This is a genomic window from Nocardioides sp. Z40_12, from assembly GCF_058215795.1.
Window position 1 is genome coordinate 21,112 of the sequence record NZ_JBZAJA010000009.1, and the last position, 19,292, is coordinate 40,403.

Below are 19,292 nucleotides of genomic sequence, written 5' to 3' on the forward strand. Positions count from 1 at the left end.
GCTCACGCCAGGTGGATCTGCTTGGTCTGGAGCATCTCCTCCACCCCCTCGATGCCGCCCTCACGACCGAAGCCGGACATCTTCATCCCGCCGAACGGCGCCGTGAAGACTCCGCCGGTGGTGTTGATCGAGACGGTTCCGCTCTGGATCCGGGAGGCCAGAGCCACAGCCCGGTCGACGTCGGGCGTGTAGATACCGGCGCCCAGGCCGTACTCGCTGTCGTTCACGGCCGAGATCCCGGACTCGAGATCGGCGTAGCCCTCGACCACGATCACCGGCCCGAAGACCTCTTCCCGGTAGATCGGCATGTCCGGTCGCGTGCCCGTTACCAAGGTGGGTCGGAACCAGTGCCCCGCGGCGAACTGGGGCCCCTCGGGTCGAGTGCCACCTGTCAGCACCGTGGCGCCCTCCTTGACGGCGTTCTTCACGTACCCCTCGACCCGCTCCACCTGCGCCCGAGTCGCCAGGGGCCCCACATCGGTCGCCGGATCCTGAGGGTCGCCGACGACGAGCGCTTCGAAGGCCGCGACGAGCGCCGCGATCCACTCCGCCTTCCGAGCCTCCGGGACCAGGATGCGGCTCTGGGTCGTGCAGACCTGTCCCGCCTGGACCACCGAGCCCCCGGCCAGGACGGGAGCGACCTCGTCCGGGTCGGCGTCGTCCAGCACGAGTGCCGCCGACTTGCCGCCCAGCTCGAGAGTGAGCCGGGTCATGCGCTCGGCGGCGGTCCTCATCACCTGCTGCCCAGCCGCTGTGCTCCCGGTGAAGGAGATGTGGGAGATGCCGGGACGGGAGATGAGGTACTGCCCCAGTTCCCGGCCGCCGGGGAGGAAGGAGACGAGTCCTTCCGGTAGATCTGCCTCCGCGAGGATCTCGGCAAGGAGGAGGAGTCCGAGCGGCGTCTCGGGGGAGACCTTCACGACGACGGGGCAGCCGGCGAGGAGTGCAGGGGCGATCTTGACCGGGCCCAGGAGCATCGGGGCATTCCAGGGCACGATGGCGGCCACGGGTCCGACCGGCTCCCGGGCGATGTAGACCGCACCGGCTGTCGTCTCCCTCAGTGTGGGCCCGAGATCAAGGGACGTCGCGAGCTTGGCGCAGTCGCGGAAGACCGTGGCTGCGGCCATCGCGGGGAAGAAGGCGAACCGTGAGATGCCGCCCTGGTCCCTCATGTAGATGTCCTGGAGCTCGGGGGCGCGCCGGTCGATCGCGTCCGCAATCGAGTTGAGGAGATCCGCCCGTTCCTTCAGCGACGTGCGTGACCAGGCGCCGGACTCGTGGAGGCGCACTGCGGCCGCCACCGCCCGGTCCACGTCGCCCAGGGTCGCCTCCGGAACTCGGCCGATGACCGCACCGGTGGCGGGATTCTCCACCTCGATCCAGCCCCGTCCCGCGTCCGGCTCCCAACGCGATCCGATCAGGAGCTCAGTCCGGGATCCGGGGATGGTGGTCTCGCTCATGACTTCTCCTCGTGGTCGGCGGCACGTACCGCGCGATGGACTAGTCGGCCGCACGCTGACAGCTCGGCCTCGTCCATGCGTCCGACCGAGGGGCCGGCGTCGGTCTCGAGTACCGAGGGCGGAGGAGCGGGACGAGCTGTGACCTGCGACACGCCGACGATAGATGACCAACCAGCAAATTGGTAGGGAGAAGTCATTGACAGGCTGAAGTAGTTGGTCGAATAGTTACCTTTCACACAAGTGATCGCTGTCACATCACCCCGGCTCGCAGCAGCTCATCGTGATGCTTTCGATCCACTTCCGGCCCGAGTAAGGAGAACCATGCGAACGCGCGCAGCAGTACTGCACGAAGCACCAGGCGAGTGGAGCGTCGACGAGGTCGAGCTGGACGAGCCCAAGGAGGGGGAGGTCCTCGTCAAGATGGTGGCCGCTGGTCTGTGCCGGAGCGACGAGCACATCGCCACGGGCGACTCGCCGGCCGGGCACATGCCGTTCGTCTCCGGCCACGAGGGCGCCGGCGTGGTCTCGAAGCTCGGTCCAGGGGTCAGAGGCCTCGAGGTCGGCGACCACGTGCTCATGTCCTTCATCCCCGCGTGCGGGAGCTGCCGCTGGTGCGCCATGGGCATGCAGAACCTGTGCGACCTCGGATCGCTGATCATGCAGGGGCCCCAGCTCGACGGCACCTTCCGCATGCACACCCTGGATGGCCAGGACATCGGCAAGTCCGGTCTCCTCGGAACCTTCGCGGAGATGCAGGTCTACGACAGTCAGTCACTGGTCAAGATCGACAAGGACATCCCCCTCGAGATCGCCTGTCTCGTCTCCTGCGGGGTCCAGACGGGGTTCGGATCGGCTGTCAACGCGGGTGATGTCCAGCCGGGCGACGTCGTTGTCGTCGCGGGAGTCGGTGGCATCGGCATGAATGCGGTCCAGGGTGCGCGTGAACGTGGAGCGGCGCACATCATCGCCGTGGACCCGGTCGCGGACAAGCAGAAGTGGGCGCTCGACTTCGGTGCCACGGAGTCCTACGACTCGTTCTCCAGCGCCATGGGTCGGATCCAGCATCTCACGAACGGCCAGGGTGCCGACGTCGCGATCCTGTGCGCCACCCTCGTGCACAACGACCTCATCGGGGAGGGTCTCCAGTCGATCCGCAAGGCAGGGACCCTCGTGATCACGGGCGTCTCGCCCGATGACGAGCAAGGCGTCGTGCCTGGACTGAACGCGGCGACGATGGCGGTCATGCAGAAGCGGATCCAAGGTGCGCTGTTCGGCATGAAGTCTCCGAAGGAGGCGATGCCGATGCTCCTCGATCTCTACCGCGCCGGCAAGCTCAAGCTCGACGAGCTGATCACGCAGACCTATTCGCTGGACCAGATCAACCAAGGCTTCCAGGACATGCGTGACGGCCGCAACATCCGCGGCGTCATCCACTTCGACAAGTAGCCACGGATCGTCCCGTCCCTGCGCCCGGCTCGGCGCAGGGACGGGGGAGCGCGCCATGAGGCGTCCTCGCCGTGTCCCGGGCAGCAGACCTTTGACCATTTGCGATCAGGAGGAGGACGTAGTCGTGACGGATGAACCGCCGATCGCTCGGCTCGAGCTGAGGAACCTTTCGAAGACCTTCGGTGACACCCGTGTCCTGCACGAGGTCTCGTTCGACGTCCTGCCCGGCGAGGTCCATGCGCTCATGGGCCAGAACGGTTCCGGCAAGTCCACCCTGATCAAGCTCCTCGCGGGGTTCCACGAGGCCGACCCCGGGGCGAGGGCGTGCGTCGACGGCCGTGAGCTTGCGCTCGGTGACCCTGACGCCGTCCACGAACGAGGGGTCCGGTTCGTGCACCAGGACCTGGGCCTGGTCCCTGCGTTGTCTGTGGTCGACAACCTCGCCCTCGGTCACGGCTACAGCCGTGGTCGACTGACGGGTCGCATCGATTGGAAGGACCAGAAGAGAGTCGCCGAGGCCGCCCTGCAGAGGGTCGGCTACGACCTGGATGTCCGTCTCCTGGTGGAGGACCTCGAACCCGTCGAGCGCACCGCAGTCGCGATCGCCCGGGCTATGCAGAGCGCGGCTGAGGACATGTCGGTGCTGGTCCTGGACGAGCCCACGGCAACCATGCCTCGGGCCGAGGTCCGACGGCTGCTGTCGATGATCGACACCGTCCGTCGGCAGGGCGTGGGCATCCTCTACGTATCGCACCACCTCGAGGAGGTCCTGGAGATCGCCGACCGGGCGACAGTCCTGGTGGACGGGCGCGTCGTGGCCACGAGGCGGTGCGCGGAGATCGACCAGGCGACGCTCGTCGACCTGATGACCGGAGGGGTGGCCGATGCCCGGGTCACGCGCTCGACGCGCGTCCCCGGCGCGCCGTTGTTGGTGCTCGAGGAAGTCGAGGGTGCGGAGGTGCAGGGGCTCGACCTCGAGGTACGAGCCGGCGAGATCGTGGGCGTGGCCGGCATCACCGGCTCCGGTCGGGAAGAGCTCTGCTCGCTCGTCTTCGGCGCACGGATTCGGGGCGGACGCGTCTTCCTGCGGGACGAGGAGCTCCCGGCGTCTCGTCCCGACGTGTCCGTGTCTCGGGGCATGGCTTTGGTGCCCGCCAACAGACTCCGCGACGGGGTGCTGCCCGGGCTCGGCGTGCGTGAGAATCTGAATCTCACCACCGCCCGGAGGCTGGCGAGGTTCGGGCGGATCAGTCGAGGCACCGACTCGAAGCAGGCGAGGGCGCTGAGCCGACAGATGTCGGTGCGCGCCCCCTCCATGGAGGCCCCCATCGAGACGCTGTCCGGCGGCAATCAACAGAAGGTCGTGCTGGGCAAGTGGCTCCAGGGGGAGCCGGCCGTCCTGCTGCTGGACGAGCCGACGCAGGGCGTGGACGTGGCAGCGAAGGCTGAGATCCACCGCCTGGTCGATGAAGCCGCCGGACGGGGTGTCGCCGTCCTCGTCTGCTCGTCCGACGAAGCCGAGCTCGAGCGGCTGTGTGACCGGGTGATCGTGCTTCGGCACGGTCGTGCAGTGAGCGAGTTGAAGGGCACGAGCATCCAGACCCGACGTCTGGTGCACACGAGTCTGGGCCTGGCCCCAGAGAACGAGAAGGAAGCGGTCAGCCATGACGTCAAGCACAACAACTGATCTGCCAGCCGGTCCCCGGACGTCCGCGGGGCACGATCCTGACCCGAGACCCGGTGAACGTGGTGGATCCCGTCGAGGCTCGATCAGCTTCCTGGGCTTCGACAAGTACTCCGGGCTCTACCTCGCAGGCATCCTCATCGTCGTCTTCTCGGTGATGCTGCCCGACACGTTCGGCACCATGAACAATGCCCGCGTCATCGCCGCCGGCTCCGCCATCGCGGGACTCTTGACGCTGGCAGTCACCGTCTCGATGGCCTCGGGCACGTTCGATCTGTCGCTGGCTGCCAACATGACGTTCTCGATCTCGTTCCTGGGGTGGCTCATCTCCGAGGGCGGCCTCGCGTGGCCGATCGCCGTCGCCCTGACGATCGTGGCCGGGGCCCTGATCGGTGCAGTCAACGCCCTGATCATCACCAGGCTGAACGTCGACTCGATCGTGGCGACCCTCGGCATGTCGTCAGTGCTGGCGGCGCTGGCCTACTGGGTCGCGGATGGCCAGACGATCCTCCTGGAGCAGGTCGGCCCGAGCTTCACCGGCGTGGGTCAATCATCCGTCGGCACCGTTCCGATCACCGTCTTCTACCTTGCCGGGGTGGCGCTGGCCTTGTGGTTCATGCTGGAGCACACTCCGCTCGGCCGGTACCTCTATGCAATTGGTTCTAACCCTCAGGCGGCCAAGCTGGCGGGGATCAAGGTCGACCGGCTGACGACCATCGCGCTCATGCTCACAGGGGCACTGGCCGCTCTGGCGGGAGTCGTGCTCACGATGCAACTGGGAGCGGCTGCCTTCGACGCCGGCGCGCCCTACATGCTTCCCGCCTTCGCCGCGACCTTCCTGGGCTCCACGCAGGTGTTGACCGGACGCTTCAACATCCGGGGCACCATCGTCGCTCTCTATCTCCTCGCGATCGCGGTCAAGGGCCTCCAGCTCCGGTTCCCGGACCTGCCCTGGATCGCCAACCTCGTCGAGGGACTCGTCCTCATCGTCGCGGTGAGCATCACGGCCCGTGTCGTCAGCAAGCGCAGGACTCGGTAGCAACACCCCTCATCACGACAGTGCCCTCTGGCACACGACAGATTGGAAGCAGCACCCCATGAGAACTCATCGCTCACCCGAAAGGTCGAGGAGCTCACACCTCGCGCTGACCGCCACTGTCGCGGTCGTTCTGGCTGCCGCCGGCTGCTCGTCCGGAGCCGAGGGCGGCGCCAAGGACGGCGGCGACCTCACCGCAGCCCAGCAGGCGTGTGTCGAGAAGGCCGACAACTACCTCGAGACGCGAGGCCTGTTGCCCACCTCCCTCCCTGAAGAGCTCACGCCACTGAGCAAGGCTCCCGATGAGGGCAAGACGTTTACCTTCGTCAACCTGCCCAGCCCGACGTCAGTCCTGGTCGCAAAAGAGCTGGTCGACATCGCTCCGCAGATCGGCTGGAACATGAAGACGGTCGCCTCCGACGGTTCCGTCGAGGACGCGAACCGCAAGCTCCTGGCAGCCATCGAGGACTCTGATGTCGTCATGGCGATCGGGGTCCCTGTCGCGAGTCTCAGCCGGCCGATCCAAGCAGCCAAGGAGCAGGGTGTGCTGCTGATGACTGACGCTGTCGAGCCGCCCGAGTCCGTCCCCGGCTTCGGCGCCACGCCACTGGGCGGCAGTCTCTACCGCGACATGGGCGAGCCTGCTGCATACATGCTGATGCAGGCGACCAACTGCCAGGCGAACGTCTCGGTGTGGGGTGTTCCCTTCCCGGTAGTGCACTCGGCTCGGGACGGACTCCAAGCCACCCTGGAATCGGAGTGCGAGGATTGCACCTTCTCCTACAACGACATGCCGCTCAATGCGATCGGTACCCCCGACGCCACCAAGGCCGTGGTCTCCAAGCTCCAGTCCGATCCGGAGATCAACTTCGCGTTCTACATCAGTGGCGACATGGGCATCGGGATCGAACCAGCCCTCAAGCAAGCAGGCCTCGACGTGAGCGTCGGCGGCATGCTGCCTGTCTCCCAGAACCTCTCGTCGCTCAAGCGCGGCGAGAACGCCTTCTGGTTGGGAATCGCCCCCAGGACGAACGCGTACGTGATCCTGGATGCCGCGGTGCGCGCGCTCGACTCGGGCGAGACCACCGACGGTGACCATGCGCCCGTGGCGATCTTCACCGAGGAGAACGTCGCCTCCACCGACCCCGTCCCGTACTACCCGACCGACATCGACGAGCAGTTCCAGGAGTTGTGGCAGGTGAACTGACGACCTGCGCCGGTGTCGTCCTCGTGGCCGGCACCGGCGCAGATCTGTGCGGTCTCCCAAGAACTGGGGATGACCGACCAACGGCGAGCATGGGGGGCGGAAGTGACGAGCGGGTCGCATGACGAGGCGAAACCTTCGGACGGGCGCTGATGGGTTCCGAAGCGTGCGTAGAGGTGGAACACCGCCGGGGCAGCACGCCAGGTCGGCCCCCCGGATCGTTCGAGCTGCTGCGGATCAGGCCCTTCCTGGTGCTGTACGTGAGCGCGGGTGCCGTCTTCCTCGGGGTGATGGCGCAGACCGTGGCGAGAGGATGGTTGGCCTTCAGCCTCACCGGGTCCAACACTGCCCTCGGCGGCGTCCTGCTGGCTTTCGGACTGACGCTTCTGGTGGCCACGCCGTGGGGAGGGGTGGCCGCCGATCGATTCCCGAAACGAATAGTCCTGCAACTCTCGTTGCTCTTCCTCACGGTGAGCAGCGCAGGAATCGGGCTCGCCGTGCTCGCCGACGTAGTCGCGTACTGGATGTTGCTCATGGCCGGAGGCCTGCAGGCCATCGGCCTCGCGCTGTTCAACCCGGCGCGCATGGCTTTCATCTCAGAAGTCGTCCCGCCCGCCTCGCTCTCCACGGCCGTCTCTCTCCTGCTCGTCAATGCAGAGGTCGCCCGAGTCGTCGGCCCGGCGGCCGCGGGCCTCGTCATCGGCTATCTCAGCTTCGGCACGGGCGCGGTCTTTCTCGGGACCGGCGCCCTGTCGCTGATCGGCCTGGCCCTGACCGTGTGGCTGCCTCCCGGGCGCCGAGCGAGCGAGGTGGCGGACCGGTCACCGGTGAACGAGCTGGCGGACGGCGTCCGATACGTGCGGCGAGACCCCGAGCTCCTGGCGCTGCTCTGGTGCGGCATCAGCGTGACGATGGTCGGCCTGCCCTACCTGGCGTTCCTGCCCACGGTGGCGAGTGATCTCTTCGCTCTGGGATCGGCCGGCTACGGGATCCTGTCCGCCTCTTCCGCCATAGGTGCCGTCACCGCCGGTCTGCTCCTGCGCCGATGGACGACCATCTGGTCGGAGACGACTGTCTTCGTGCTGGCCGGCACACTCTTCGGCCTGGCCCTGGGTGCGCTGGCAGTAGCCCCGAGCTTCGCCGTGGCGACAGTTGCCCTGCTCATCGTCGGGGGAGCCATGATGGCGTTCCAGACGACCAACCAGTCACTGCTGCTGGCCGGGTCGCACCGCGACTACCACGGTCGCGTCCAGGGCCTGCTCATGCTGAGCTTCGGCGCCTTCGGGATCGCGGCACTCCCGCTGGGCGTGCTGGCGGACCTGGTGGGGCTGCGCTGGACCCTCGGCGGCATGGGACTCGCGGTGGTGCTGCTCGCGGTGTTGTTCGCGGTCCTCGGTCATCGACGCGACGGCACCTGGTTCAGGCGGGGCGTTCCCACTCCGCGATGACCAGCTCCACGTCGACCGCAGTCGTCGGGGGAGGGGTGGGCGGTCCCACCACCGTGCGGGAGAACCGGGGGGCTGGGGACGGCTGCACGATGCCGTTCATCTCGGCGACCACCTGGCGCTCGACGAGGTGCTCGTGCCGGCTGGCCTCGTCGAAGGAGAGCACCGGGGTCACGCACGCGTCCACGTCGGCGAAGACCTCCTCCCAGTGCCGACGGGGCCGGCTGAGGAACACCTCGGTGAACCGCGCGCGGAGCGTGGGCCAGCCGGACTTGTCACGCTGTGCGGGCAGGTCCTCGCCGTCCACTCCCAGGTGTTCCAGCAGCAGCTGGTAGAACTGCGGCTCGACCGCGCCGACTGCCATGTAGCCGCCGTCGGCGCACTCGTACGTGTCGTAGAACGGGGCGCCGCCGTCGAAGAGGTTGTCGCCACGCTGCGCGCTCCAGGCGCCGCCGCCGTACATGGACCAGTGCATGTGCGCGAGCAGGCTCGCTCCTTCGACCATGGCGGCGTCGACCACCTGGCCGACGCCGGTGCGCTGGCGCTCCCAGAGCGCGGCCATCAGCCCGGTGAGGAGGAGCATGGAGCCGCCACCGAAGTCGCCGATGAGGTTCAGGGGGACGACGGGGCGCTCGCCGGAACGGCCGACGGCGTTCAGGATGCCGGAGACCGCCAGGTAGTTGATGTCGTGGCCGGCGCGCTGCGCCAGGGGGCCGTCCTGTCCCCACCCGGTCATGCGTCCGTACACCAGCCCGGGGTTCACCGCCAGGCAGTCCTCCGGCCCCAGCCCGAGACGTTCGGCCACCCCCGGGCGATAGCCCTCGATCAGCACGTCGGCGCCGGCCACGAGGTTCAGCACGCGCTCACGGTCCGTGGCCGACTTGAGGTCGGCGGTCACGATGCGGCGGCCGCGCAGCTGCTCGTTGCGTCCCTGGGGGCCCAGCCCCAGGGGGCCCGGACGCTCGACCCGCACGACGTCCGCGCCCAGGTCGGCCAGGATCATGGCAGCGTGTGGACCGGGTCCGATGCTGGCCAGCTCGACCACCCGGAGACCCGTGAGAGGTCCTGACATGTCGTTCTCCAATCTGGGCGCGCCAAGGACCTCCGCGAACCGCGGAGGTGGCGTGGTTCGATGTCTCGGGCGGTGCGGCCCGAGGGTTGGCGGGACCGGCTTAGTCGGCCGGTGACTCGGTGCCGGCGAGGTGGGAGCAGACCTGGTCGATGAAGGCGGTGAGCACAGGACCGGCGTCGATGCTGTCGGGGTCCAGCTTCCACAGGTAGCCCACGCCGCGGAGCTGAGCGACGATGACCGCTGCCTGGTGCTCCGGGTCGATGCCGGGCACGATCGACCCATCCTCGAGGCCGTTCCTGATGTAGGTCGCGATCCGGGCGCGCTGGTTCCGGTGGAACGCGACGAACCGATCGTGCAGCTCCGGGACAGGACCGGTCGCCTCGAAGATCAGCGCGTAGAGCACGCTGAGCGAACGGGGGTGCTTCAGGTAGGACTTCTTGATCTCGGTGAGCAGCACGCGCAGAGTGTCTAGACCGGTGCGCCCCCGCTGCTCGGGCTCGACCGTCTCGACGTCCCACCGGATGACGATCTCGTCGACCAGGGCCTCCAGAAGCTTCGCCTTCGAGCCGAAACGCGCCGTGGCCAGGGAGCGGCTGTAGCCGGCCCTCTCGCCGACCGTGGCGAGCGTCATGGACTGGTAACCGCCCTCCGCCACGAGGTCGCCGGCGGCCTTGAGGAGGAGGCGAGTGGACTTCTCCGACCGGACCTGGTGGCCGTTGAGCGTCTGCTTCGTCGTCATTGCCCGATCCTAGATAGATGACAAGCATTAAGGCTACCGATTCGGAGCACTTTGTTCAGCGGAACGGCGTGGGGGGCAGCAGACGGTCGGAGATGAGGCGCTGCATGATCTCGGAGGTGCCCTCGAAGATCTTGGTCAGGCGGGCGTCGCGCCAGTACCGCTCGATCGGGAAGTCCGTGGTGTAGCCGGCACCCCCGTGGAGCTGAAGGGCCTCGGACGTGACGCGTTCCGACATCTCCGCAGCCATGTACTTGACCATGGCAGCACGCATGTCGGATGCCTCGCCGGCATCGACGTCGGCAGCGACCTCGTACATCAGCGCCCTGCACAGCTCGATCTCGGACGCCATGGTGGCGATCTTGAAGCGGGTGTTCTGGAAGTCGCCGATGGCGTGACCGAACTGCTCGCGCTCCTGCACGTACTTGATCGTGTCCTCGAGAGCACCGCGGGCCAGGCCGATGGAGCGCGCCGCGGTGTGGATGCGCGGCGTCAGCATGCCTTCGGCGACGCGCTTGAAGCCGCCGTCCGGGACGCCGCTGGTCTCGTAGCCGAGCAGGCCGTCGTCGGGGATGAAGCAGTTGTCGAAGGACAGTTCGAAGGTGTTCCAGCCGTGGTAGCCGATCTTGCGCACGGGCGTGCCGGTGCACCCTTCGGGGAACTCCCCGGGGTTCTTGTACGCGATGAACCGGCGAATGCCTTCGTGCCGTTTCTGCGGGTCGTACGGCGTGGTGCGCGCGACGATGATGATGCCGTCGGCCTGGTCGGCGAAGGTGCACCACATCTTCTGGCCGTTGATCACCCAGCCGCCGTCCACCTTGTCGGCGCGGGTGCGGATCGAGGCGATGTCGGATCCCGCGCCGGGCTCGCTCATGGCGAAGGCGCCCAGCCACTCGCCGCGGGCCGCCTTGGGCAGGATCTCCGCGCGCTGCGTGGGGTCGAGGGTCCGGGCGACGCCTGAGCGGACGATGATGCTGGCGACGCTCATCCAGGCCCGGGCCAGCTCCTCGGTGATCAACGCGTACTCGAAGACGCCGAGCCCCAGACCGCCGTGCTCCTCGGGGATCGTGATGCCGAAGAAGCCCAGGTCGGCCATCTTGCGCCGGAGGGAGTCGGGGATGAGTCCCTTCTCGGGGTCGAGCTCGTTGGCCACCGGCAGCACCTCGCGCATGGCGAAGTCCCGCGCCATCTCCTGGATCGCGACGCGCTCGTCCGTGCGGTGGGCGGAAGGGATCGACGGACGCGGGTCCACCAAGGGTCGGTTCACCGGAGCCTCAATTCATAGATTGTCGACTAGCAACCCATCCACCGTATCCCGGGGATCGACGGAAACGCAATAGACAGTTGTTAGTTAACCAACTAGTCTGTCCGTCCGCCTATGAGCAGACAGGGGGCCGTCGTGACCGGGACCGCGAGTGGGCCGTTCCGCACCTCGGCGAGCCGCCAGGGCAGCAGCAGCCCTGACGGGCGACTCTCGGTGGTCGTTGTCGGGATCGAACCGGCGTGGACGCCGTTTCATGGGCGTGCACAGTGTGGCGCGGCGCACGACTCCGGTGGGTGGCTCGGTCTGCACGTGGCCAGCGTGGCACGTCAAGCGTCCTGCGTGGGGCGCGTCGTTCTCGTGACGAGCGATGTCGCAGCTGCCCGCGACGCGCGAAGCATCGGGGTGGAGGTGCTGGTCGAGTCGCGGCGTGCCGGTGCCAATCCGGCCGCAGCCCTGGGTCGCCGGCGGGCCCTGGACCTGAACCCCGACGGGCCCGTCGCCATCATGCTCGGGGAGCTTCCTCACCTGCGGTCGGAGGACCTCGAGGCGCTCCTGCGGATCTTCAGGGGGCAGTGCGAGAGCCCTCTGTTCGTCGCTGACCTGCTGGGCGACCACGCGACGACCCTGATCCATGGCGCGGCGGTCCTGCCGGGCATCGGGTTCGGGCGCCACTCGGCGTCCATGCACCGCCGGCTGGGGTATGTCGAGGCGATCGGGGCGCCGCTCGGGCTGCGGACCGGTTCCGGCAGGGGCTCGTCCCGCGGTCGTCCCCAGACTTCGAGTCGAGCTCACGGACGGGCTGGCTGACTCGTCGGCTGACACCCCTTGTGCCCGTGAGGCACCTGTGGTTCGATGGAGAAATAGTTGGTCAGCCGACAAATAACATCACACACACGTGCGGGAGTCACACATGAGGGACGCGGTCATCGTCGATGCTGTTCGGACACCGATCGGCAAGCGCAACGGGGCGTTGGCGGGGTTTCATCCTGCTGACCTGTCGGCGGTGGTGCTGAAGGCTTTGGTGGAGCGCACCGGGCTGGATGCGGGGATGGTCGATGACGTGGTCTGGGGGTGTGTCTCTCAGGTCTCGGAGCAGGCGAGCAACATCGGGCGGAACGCGGTGATGGCGGCGGGGTGGCCTGAGAGTGTGCCGGGGACGTCGGTGAACCGGGCGTGCGGGTCGAGCCAGCAGGCGGTGAGCTTCGCTGCGGCGGGGGTGATCGCTGGTCATTACGACTTCGCGGTCGCCGGTGGTGTGGAGTCGATGAGCCGGGTGCCGCTCGGCAGCGCGGCAGAAGGTGCGCAGGTGGTACCGGCCTCGGTCCTCGAGCACTACGGCATCCAGGGTTTCAACCAGGGTGTGGGGGCGGAGATGATCGCGGAGCGGTGGGGTTTCTCGCGCACGTTCCTGGATGAGTACTCGCTGCGTTCGCACGAGCTGGCGGCGGCGGCCACCGATGCGGGGGCGTTCGCCTCGCAGCTGGTGCCGACCGGTGGGTTGGTGGCCGATGAGGGGATCCGTCGTGGTGGCACGGTGGAGAAGCTGGCGTCGCTGGCGACGCCGTTCAAGGCCGACGGGGTGATCTCGGCGGGCAATGCCTCGCAGATCTCCGACGGGGCCGGGGCGGTGCTGGTGACGTCCTCGGAGGTCGCGCGGGCCCACGGGTTGACGCCGATCGCGCGGATCCACACCTCGGTGGTGGCCGGTGATGACCCGGTGATCATGTTGACCGGTCCGATCCGGGCCACGGAGCTGGCGTTGAAGAGGTCGGGGCTCTCGATCGAGGAGATCGGGGCGTTCGAGGTCAACGAGGCGTTCGCGCCGGTGCCGTTGTCGTGGTTGGTGGAGACCGGGGCCGAGCAGGAGCGGCTCAACCCGCTGGGTGGGGCGATCGCGGTGGGTCACCCGCTGGGTGGGTCCGGGGCGATCTTGATGACCCGGTTGGTCCACCACATGCGTGACAACGGGATCCGCTACGGCCTGCAGACCATGTGCGAGGGCGGCGGCATGGCGAACGCCACCATCCTCGAGCTCCTCTGACGCTCGTCCACAGCGGAAACGAGCTACACCCCGCATCACACGCAGGACGCCGGCAACGTGCCCAGCTCGACCGCGTCGGGCCCGTTTTCGGGTCCCGGCGCGCCGACGGCGCCCCGAACGAGTAGGAGTCGCATGTCCAAGAGGTTCGAAGGTCGTACCGCGATCGTGACCGGCGCCAGCCGGGGGATCGGCCTGGGCATCGCCCAGCGACTGGTCGCCGACGGCGCCAAGGTGGTGATCACCGCGCGGAAGCAGGAAGCGCTCGACGAGGCGGTCGAGGTCCTCGGAGGCCCGGCGCACGCGCTGGCCGTAGCGGGCAAGGCCGACGACCCCGGGCACCAGAGCGAGGTGGTCGAGAGGGCCATCGACACGTTCGGCAGCATCGACTTCCTGGTCAACAACGCGGGCATCAATCCCATCCACGGACCCATGATCGAGGTGGACCTCGCCGCCGCCCGCAAGATCGTCGAGGTGAACTGCTTCGCAGCCCTGTCGTGGACCCAGCACGTGCACCGGGCGTGGATGGGCGAGCACGGGGGAGCCGTCGTCAACGTCTCGTCCGTCGCCGGGACCCGACCGGCCCCGGGCATCGGGATGTACGGCGCGAGCAAGGCCATGCTCGGCCACATGACGGCCGAGCTGGCGGTCGAGCTGGGGCCCGGCGTGCGGGTCAACGCCGTCGCCCCCGCCGTGGTGAAGACCCGCTTCGCGACCTCGCTCTACGAGGGCGACGAGGAAGCGGTGGCGGCGAGGTACCCGCTGAAGCGCCTGGGACTGCCTGAGGACATCGCCGGCGTGGTCGCGTTCCTGCTCTCCGAGGACGCGGCCTGGACGACCGGGCAGCTGCTCGTCGTGGACGGCGGCCTCACTCTCGCCGGAAGCGGATGAGCGCGCCCTCCCACCACCAAGGAGCCGGAACTCCCGGCTACCCACACCACTGACAGGAGTCCACTTGTGAACACCCCCACTGAGTCCACACGCGCCGCGATCGTCACCGGCGCCGCTCGCGGCATCGGCGCGGAGGTCGCGCGGCGCCTCGCGTCCGACGGCATGGCCGTTGCCGTGCTGGACCTGGACGAGGCGGCCTGCGAGAAGGTCACGGCCGAGATCAACGCGTCCGGAGGCCGCGCGATCGCCCTGGGCGTGGACGTCGCGGACGAGGCGGCCGTGGAGACGGCGGTCGCCCGGGTCGCCGCCGAGCTGGCTCCGCCGACGGTCCTGGTCAACAACGCCGGCATCGTGCGGGACAACCTGCTGTTCAAGATGTCCGTCGCGGACTGGGACGCGGTGATGAACGTGCACCTGCGCGGCTCGTTCCTGATGGCCAGGGCCACCCAGAAGCACATGACCGAGGCCGGCTGGGGCCGGATCGTCAACCTGTCCAGCGCCTCCGCCCTGGGCAACCGCGGCCAGGCCAACTACTCGGCCGCCAAGGCGGGGCTGCAGGGCTTCACCAAGACCCTGGCGCTCGAGCTCGGCAAGTTCGGGGTGACTGCCAACGCCATCGCCCCGGGATTCATCGCCACCGAGATGACGGAGTCGACCGCCGTCCGGATGGGGATGTCCTTCGAGGACTTCAAGGCCTCGGCCGCCGAGCGGATCCCCGTCGCCAGGGTGGGCACCCCGGAGGACATCGCGCACGCCGTCTCCTACCTCGTCAGCGACGGCGCCGGCTTCGTGTCGGGACAGGTGATCTACGTGGCAGGAGGGCCCAAGGCATGAGGGTCTTCTCGAGCATCGACGAGCTCCGGGAGGCGACCGGGGAACCGCTCGGCCTCTCGGAGTGGCACACGATCACCCAGGAGCAGGTCGACTCCTTCGGGGAGAGCACCGGGGACGACCAGTGGATCCACGTCGACCCGGTGCGGGCCGCCGAAGGACCGTTCGGCACGACCATCGCCCACGGCTACCTCACCCTCAGCCTGATCCCGATGTTCGCTCGGGAGATCTATCGCGTTGAGAACGTCCGGATGGGGGTCAACTACGGCACCAACAAGGTCCGTTTTCCCTCTCCCGTGCCCGTCGGCTCGCGGCTCCGGGCCGGCGCGGAGGTGCTGGAGGTCGCCGCCGCGAGCAACGGGTACCAGGTGACCACCAAGGTGGTCATCGAGCGCGAGGGGGGCGACAAGCCCGCCTGCGTGGCCGAGATCGTCAGCGTGCTGGTGCCATGAGCCCCGAGGAGCTGCGACGACTCGTCGCCGACTTCCTGGCGGCGAACGACCCGTCCGCCATGGATCGCGTGGACTTCCTGCGGGCGCGGTTCGACGCCGGCCTGGCCACGGTGCACTTCCCTGTCGGCTGCGGTGGGCTCGACGCGAGCCGGGCGCTGCAGCCCGAGGTGGACAGGCTGTTCGCCGAGGCGGGCGCGCCCGACAACGACCCCCGGTCCAACGGCATCGGGCTGGGCATGGCGGCCCCCATCATCGCGCAGTACGGGACGGAGGAGCAGAAGCGGCGGTTCCTGCGGCCACTCTGGACGGGGGAGGAGAAGTGGTGTCAGCTGTTCAGCGAGCCGGGTGCCGGCTCGGATCTTGCCGCGCTGGCCACGCGGGCCGTCCGCGACGGTGACGAGTGGGTCGTCAACGGTCAGAAGGTGTGGACGTCGGGGGCGCACAAGGCCCGGTTCGCCATCCTGCTCGCACGCACCGATCCCGACGCCTTCAAGCACCGTGGCGTCACGTACTTCCTCTGTGACATGTCGGACCCCGGCGTCGAGGTGCGACCGCTGAGGCAGATCACCGGTGAGGCCGAGTTCAACGAGGTCTTCCTCACCGACGTCCGCATCCCCGACCACATGCGGCTGGGCGAGGTGGGCCAGGGATGGGCGCTGGCCAACGCCACGCTCAACACCGAGCGCGTCGCGATCGGCGGCAAGGCCACGCCCCGGGAGGGCGGCATGATCGGCGTCGTCGCCGAGACCTGGCGGACCCGGCCCGAGGTCCGCACGGCGGAGCTGCGCGACCGTCTGCTGCGGTTGTGGGTCGAGGCCGAGGTGGCGCGCCTGGCTGGACTTCGGCTGCGGCAACGTCAGGCCGTGGGTCAGGACGGACCGGAGGGCGCCGGGATGAAGCTCGTCTTCGCCCGGGTCAGCCAGCAGCTCGCCGGGCTGGAGATGGAGATGCTCGGTGGTGACGGTCTCCGCTACTCCGACTGGACGATGGTCCGCCCCGAGCGCGTCGACTTCACCGGCCGCGACGTCGGCTACCGGTACCTGCGGGCCAAGGGCAACTCGATCGAGGGGGGCACCTCCGAGATCCTGCGCAACATCGTGGCCGAGCGCGTCCTGGGACTTCCCGGCGAGCAGCGCAACGACAAGGACGTCCCCTGGAAGGAGATCCCACGATGACCGAGGTGGACCTGCTCCACTCCGAGCTGGAGGAAGACCTGCGCGCCACCGTCCGCGCGGTGCTGCGCGACCGCTGTCCTGTGGACGCGGTGATGGCGATGTACGAGGGCGACCGCTCCGCCGCCGAGGCCTTGTGGAAGACACTGGTCACCGAGCTCGGCCTGGCCGGCCTGCTCGTGCCCGAGGCCCAGGGCGGCCTCGGTGCGTCCGCCCGCGAGGCGGCGGTGGTGCTCGAGGAGCTGGGACGCGCTGTGGCGCCGGCCCCCTTCCTCACCAGCGCCGTCATCGCGACCACCGTGCTGCTGCACAGCGGCTCGGACCTGCTGCTCCCGCTCGCCGCCGGTGAGCGCACCGCCGCGCTCGTCGTGCCCTGGTCGCTCGCACCCGACGCGGAGATCCCGGCTCTCGCGGTCGAGGGCGACCGGGTGCGGGGAACGGTACGGAACGTGGCGGGCGCTCTCGAGGCCGACCTGCTGCTGGTGCCGGTGGCATCGGCTGAGGGTTCCCTGGAGCTGTGGGCCGTCGCGTCGGCGGAGGCGGTCGTCGAGCCGGTGACCTCCTTCGACATGACCCGGCAGCTGGCAGACGTGACGTTCTCCGGGGCCGCCGCCGAGCGCCTCCTGGCGAAGGCCGAGGCTCCGGTGCGGAGCGGCCTGGTGACCGGGGCCGCCCTTCTCGCCTCGGAGCAGGTCGCAATCGCCCGGTGGTGCCTGGAGTCGACCCTCCACCACCTCAAGGAACGGCGTCAGTTCGGGCGTCAGCTCGGCAGCTTCCAGGCCCTGAAGCACCGGATGGCGGACCTCTACGTCGCGGTCGAGTCGGCCGCCGCCGCGGCTCGCTACGCCGCTGTCACGGTCGCGACGGCCGACGAGGACGCGGCCGTGGCCGCGGCGCTCGCCCAGGCCTGCTGCGGGGACCTCGCAGTCCAGGCCGCCGAGGAGGCGGTCCAGCTCCACGGCGGCACCGGGATGACGTGGGAGCACCCCACCCACCTCTACCTCAAGCGCGCCAAGGCCGACCAGATCGGCCTCGGCTCACCCGGCCAGCACCGGCACCACCTGGGCGACCTCGTCGGGCTGCCGGCCTGACCACGAGGAGGCCGAGGCGACGCCCGGCGACACGGTCCCGGGTCCGGGGGCCGTGGTCGCCGGCAACGCCAACCCCGGCTCCGGGACCCTGAGCGCCCCCGCCTCGCGGAGAAGCAGGCCGGGGTGCCCACCGGTCCACGTGTTCCCCCCACGGCCGGCCGACGCCGGGACCCGTGGGCGGTGGAGGAGTGAGGCCGTCATGGCGACGAGGTGCGTCTGAGGTCGGCGTCCGGAGAGATCACCGGGCCCGTCGCCGTCGCCGACACGATCAGGCGGGGTGTCGTGAGGTGCCCAACGGGTGGGGCGCCCACGCCACGGGGGTGCCGGGCTCTACCGGCCGAGCACGTCGCGCAGAGCCGCGAGTACGAACAGGGCGGCGTCGGGGCGGGCGTTGTGACCCATCAGGCCGATGCGCCAGACCGTGTCGGCGTACTGACCGGCTCCGCCACCGATCTCGAGACCGTGGCGGTCCAGGAGCCGGCGGCGCACGCCGGCCGGGTCCACCCCCTCGGGCACCCTGACGGTGGTGAGCTCTGGAAGCCGGTGCCCTTCCGCGGCGAAGAGCTCCAGCCCCATCTCCTGCAGGCCCTGCTGGAGCAGGGCTCCCGCCTCGGCGTGCCGGGCCCAGACGAGGGGCAGTTCCTCGTCCAGGATCCGTCGAAGGCCGGCGTGCAGGCTCGCGATCATCGCCACCGGCGCCGTGTGGTGGTACGTGCGGGCGACCGCCCCGCTCGCCTCGCCGACGTAGCCGCCCAGCAGCCCGAGGTCCAGGTACCAGGACCGGGGGCGCTCGACCCGGCGTTCGAAGGCCCGCTCGCTGATGGTGAACGGGGCGAGCCCGGGGGCCACCCCGAGACACTTCTGGGTGCCGGCGTACGCGATGTCGACGCCCCAGTCGTCGGTCCGCAGCTCGATCCCGCCGAGGGAGGTGACGGCGTCGACGAGCAGGAGGGTGTCAGGGCGCTCGGCCGCCAGTGCGGCGCCCAGGGCCGCGATGTCCGAACGCACTCCGGTCGACGTCTCCGCGTGCACCGCGGCGACGATCGTCGGTCCCGGGTGCGCGTCGAGGACGCGCTGGACGTCGATGGGCTGGCCCCACTCGTGCTCGACGGGCACCACCTGGGCACCGCAGCGCTCGGCGACCTCGCACATCCGCTGCCCGAAGAGCCCGTTCACCGCGACCACGACGACGTCGCCCTCGTGCACGGTGTTCACGAACGACGCCTCCATGCCGGCAGACCCGGTGCCGCTCAGGGGAAGGGTGCGCTGGTTGGTGGTTCCCCACACCTCGCGCAGCATCTCGCAGGTCTCGTCCATCATGGCCAGGAAGACGGGGTCGAGGTGGCCGAGGAGCGGCCGGCTCAGCGCCGCCGTCGCCTCCGGATAGGGGTTGGACGGTCCAGGACCGAACAGGTGCCTGTCGTGCAGCATGCGGTGCCTCCTTCGAGGGACTACGGGCCGGGGCCGGGC

Annotated in this window: 17 protein-coding genes; 12 read left to right on the forward strand and 5 right to left on the reverse strand. The window is 69.1% G+C overall.

Annotation, left to right across the window (positions count from 1 at the left end; genetic code table 11):
- Positions 1-2: 2 nt before the first annotated feature.
- Positions 3-1,460 (reverse strand): aldehyde dehydrogenase family protein, encoded by a 1,458-nt coding sequence (locus AC4BG9_RS16090; RefSeq protein WP_490572130.1) that lies wholly within the window; start codon positions 1,458-1,460, stop codon positions 3-5.
- A 321-nt stretch (positions 1,461-1,781) separates the two neighbouring features.
- Between AC4BG9_RS16090 and AC4BG9_RS16095 the strand changes: the two genes are divergently transcribed.
- From AC4BG9_RS16095 to AC4BG9_RS16115, 5 genes are all read left to right on the forward strand, one after another.
- Positions 1,782-2,906 (forward strand): NDMA-dependent alcohol dehydrogenase, encoded by a 1,125-nt coding sequence (locus AC4BG9_RS16095; protein WP_490572131.1) that lies wholly within the window; start codon positions 1,782-1,784, stop codon positions 2,904-2,906.
- Positions 2,907-2,961: 55 nt separating this feature from the next.
- Positions 2,962-4,593: a sugar ABC transporter ATP-binding protein gene (locus AC4BG9_RS16100; protein ID WP_490572132.1), complete on the forward strand. Its 1,632-nt coding sequence runs from the start codon at positions 2,962-2,964 to the stop codon at positions 4,591-4,593.
- Positions 4,571-5,629 carry an ABC transporter permease gene (locus AC4BG9_RS16105; protein ID WP_490572133.1) on the forward strand — a complete coding sequence of 353 codons (1,059 nt, stop codon included), beginning with the start codon at positions 4,571-4,573 and terminating at the stop codon, positions 5,627-5,629. The genes AC4BG9_RS16100 and AC4BG9_RS16105 overlap by 23 nt, the downstream gene beginning before the upstream one ends.
- Positions 5,630-5,687: 58 nt before the next feature.
- On the forward strand, positions 5,688-6,833 hold the full coding sequence (locus AC4BG9_RS16110) for a sugar ABC transporter substrate-binding protein (protein ID WP_490572134.1): 1,146 nt from the start codon (positions 5,688-5,690) through the stop codon (positions 6,831-6,833).
- A gap of 149 nt (positions 6,834-6,982) precedes the next feature.
- Positions 6,983-8,278 (forward strand): MFS transporter, encoded by a 1,296-nt coding sequence (locus AC4BG9_RS16115; RefSeq protein ID WP_490572135.1) that lies wholly within the window; start codon positions 6,983-6,985, stop codon positions 8,276-8,278.
- Here AC4BG9_RS16115 and AC4BG9_RS16120 read toward each other — a convergent pair.
- The 3 genes from AC4BG9_RS16120 to AC4BG9_RS16130 form a co-directional block, all read right to left on the reverse strand.
- Entirely contained in the window at positions 8,250-9,347 is a 1,098-nt protein-coding gene (locus tag AC4BG9_RS16120) for a CaiB/BaiF CoA transferase family protein (protein WP_490572136.1), read from the reverse strand. The genes AC4BG9_RS16115 and AC4BG9_RS16120 overlap by 29 nt on opposite strands.
- Before the next feature lie 100 nt (positions 9,348-9,447).
- Entirely contained in the window at positions 9,448-10,086 is a 639-nt protein-coding gene (locus AC4BG9_RS16125; RefSeq protein ID WP_490572137.1) for a TetR/AcrR family transcriptional regulator, read from the reverse strand.
- Positions 10,087-10,141: 55 nt separating this feature from the next.
- Positions 10,142-11,350 carry an acyl-CoA dehydrogenase family protein gene (locus AC4BG9_RS16130; RefSeq protein ID WP_490572138.1) on the reverse strand — a complete coding sequence of 403 codons (1,209 nt, stop codon included), beginning with the start codon at positions 11,348-11,350 and terminating at the stop codon, positions 10,142-10,144.
- A 132-nt stretch (positions 11,351-11,482) separates the two neighbouring features.
- Between AC4BG9_RS16130 and AC4BG9_RS16135 the strand changes: the two genes are divergently transcribed.
- The 7 genes from AC4BG9_RS16135 (at position 11,483) to AC4BG9_RS16165 (ending at position 17,822) form a co-directional block, all read left to right on the forward strand.
- Complete coding sequence (locus AC4BG9_RS16135; protein WP_490572139.1) at positions 11,483-12,154, forward strand: hypothetical protein; 672 nt, start codon at positions 11,483-11,485, stop codon at positions 12,152-12,154.
- A 103-nt stretch (positions 12,155-12,257) separates the two neighbouring features.
- On the forward strand, positions 12,258-13,388 hold the full coding sequence (locus AC4BG9_RS16140; RefSeq protein WP_490572140.1) for a thiolase family protein: 1,131 nt from the start codon (positions 12,258-12,260) through the stop codon (positions 13,386-13,388).
- Between the two features lie 132 nt (positions 13,389-13,520).
- Positions 13,521-14,276 (forward strand): SDR family oxidoreductase, encoded by a 756-nt coding sequence (locus tag AC4BG9_RS16145; protein WP_490572141.1) that lies wholly within the window; start codon positions 13,521-13,523, stop codon positions 14,274-14,276.
- A gap of 66 nt (positions 14,277-14,342) precedes the next feature.
- A complete protein-coding gene (gene fabG, locus AC4BG9_RS16150) occupies positions 14,343-15,110 on the forward strand; it encodes a 3-oxoacyl-ACP reductase FabG (protein ID WP_489966396.1) in 768 nt (255 codons plus the stop codon).
- The gene (locus AC4BG9_RS16155) at positions 15,107-15,559 is read left to right on the forward strand and encodes a MaoC family dehydratase (RefSeq protein WP_489966395.1); all 453 of its coding nucleotides are present in this window, start codon (positions 15,107-15,109) and stop codon (positions 15,557-15,559) included. The genes fabG and AC4BG9_RS16155 overlap by 4 nt, the downstream gene beginning before the upstream one ends.
- The gene (locus AC4BG9_RS16160; RefSeq protein WP_490572142.1) at positions 15,556-16,734 is read left to right on the forward strand and encodes an acyl-CoA dehydrogenase family protein; all 1,179 of its coding nucleotides are present in this window, start codon (positions 15,556-15,558) and stop codon (positions 16,732-16,734) included. Before AC4BG9_RS16155 ends, AC4BG9_RS16160 begins: the two co-directional genes overlap by 4 nt.
- Positions 16,731-17,822 carry an acyl-CoA dehydrogenase family protein gene (locus tag AC4BG9_RS16165; protein WP_490572143.1) on the forward strand — a complete coding sequence of 364 codons (1,092 nt, stop codon included), beginning with the start codon at positions 16,731-16,733 and terminating at the stop codon, positions 17,820-17,822. Before AC4BG9_RS16160 ends, AC4BG9_RS16165 begins: the two co-directional genes overlap by 4 nt.
- A gap of 330 nt (positions 17,823-18,152) precedes the next feature.
- Here the strand turns inward: AC4BG9_RS16165 and AC4BG9_RS16170 are convergent, their stop codons facing one another.
- On the reverse strand, positions 18,153-19,253 hold the full coding sequence (locus AC4BG9_RS16170) for a pyridoxal-phosphate-dependent aminotransferase family protein (RefSeq protein ID WP_490572144.1): 1,101 nt from the start codon (positions 19,251-19,253) through the stop codon (positions 18,153-18,155).
- Positions 19,254-19,292 lie beyond the last annotated feature (39 nt).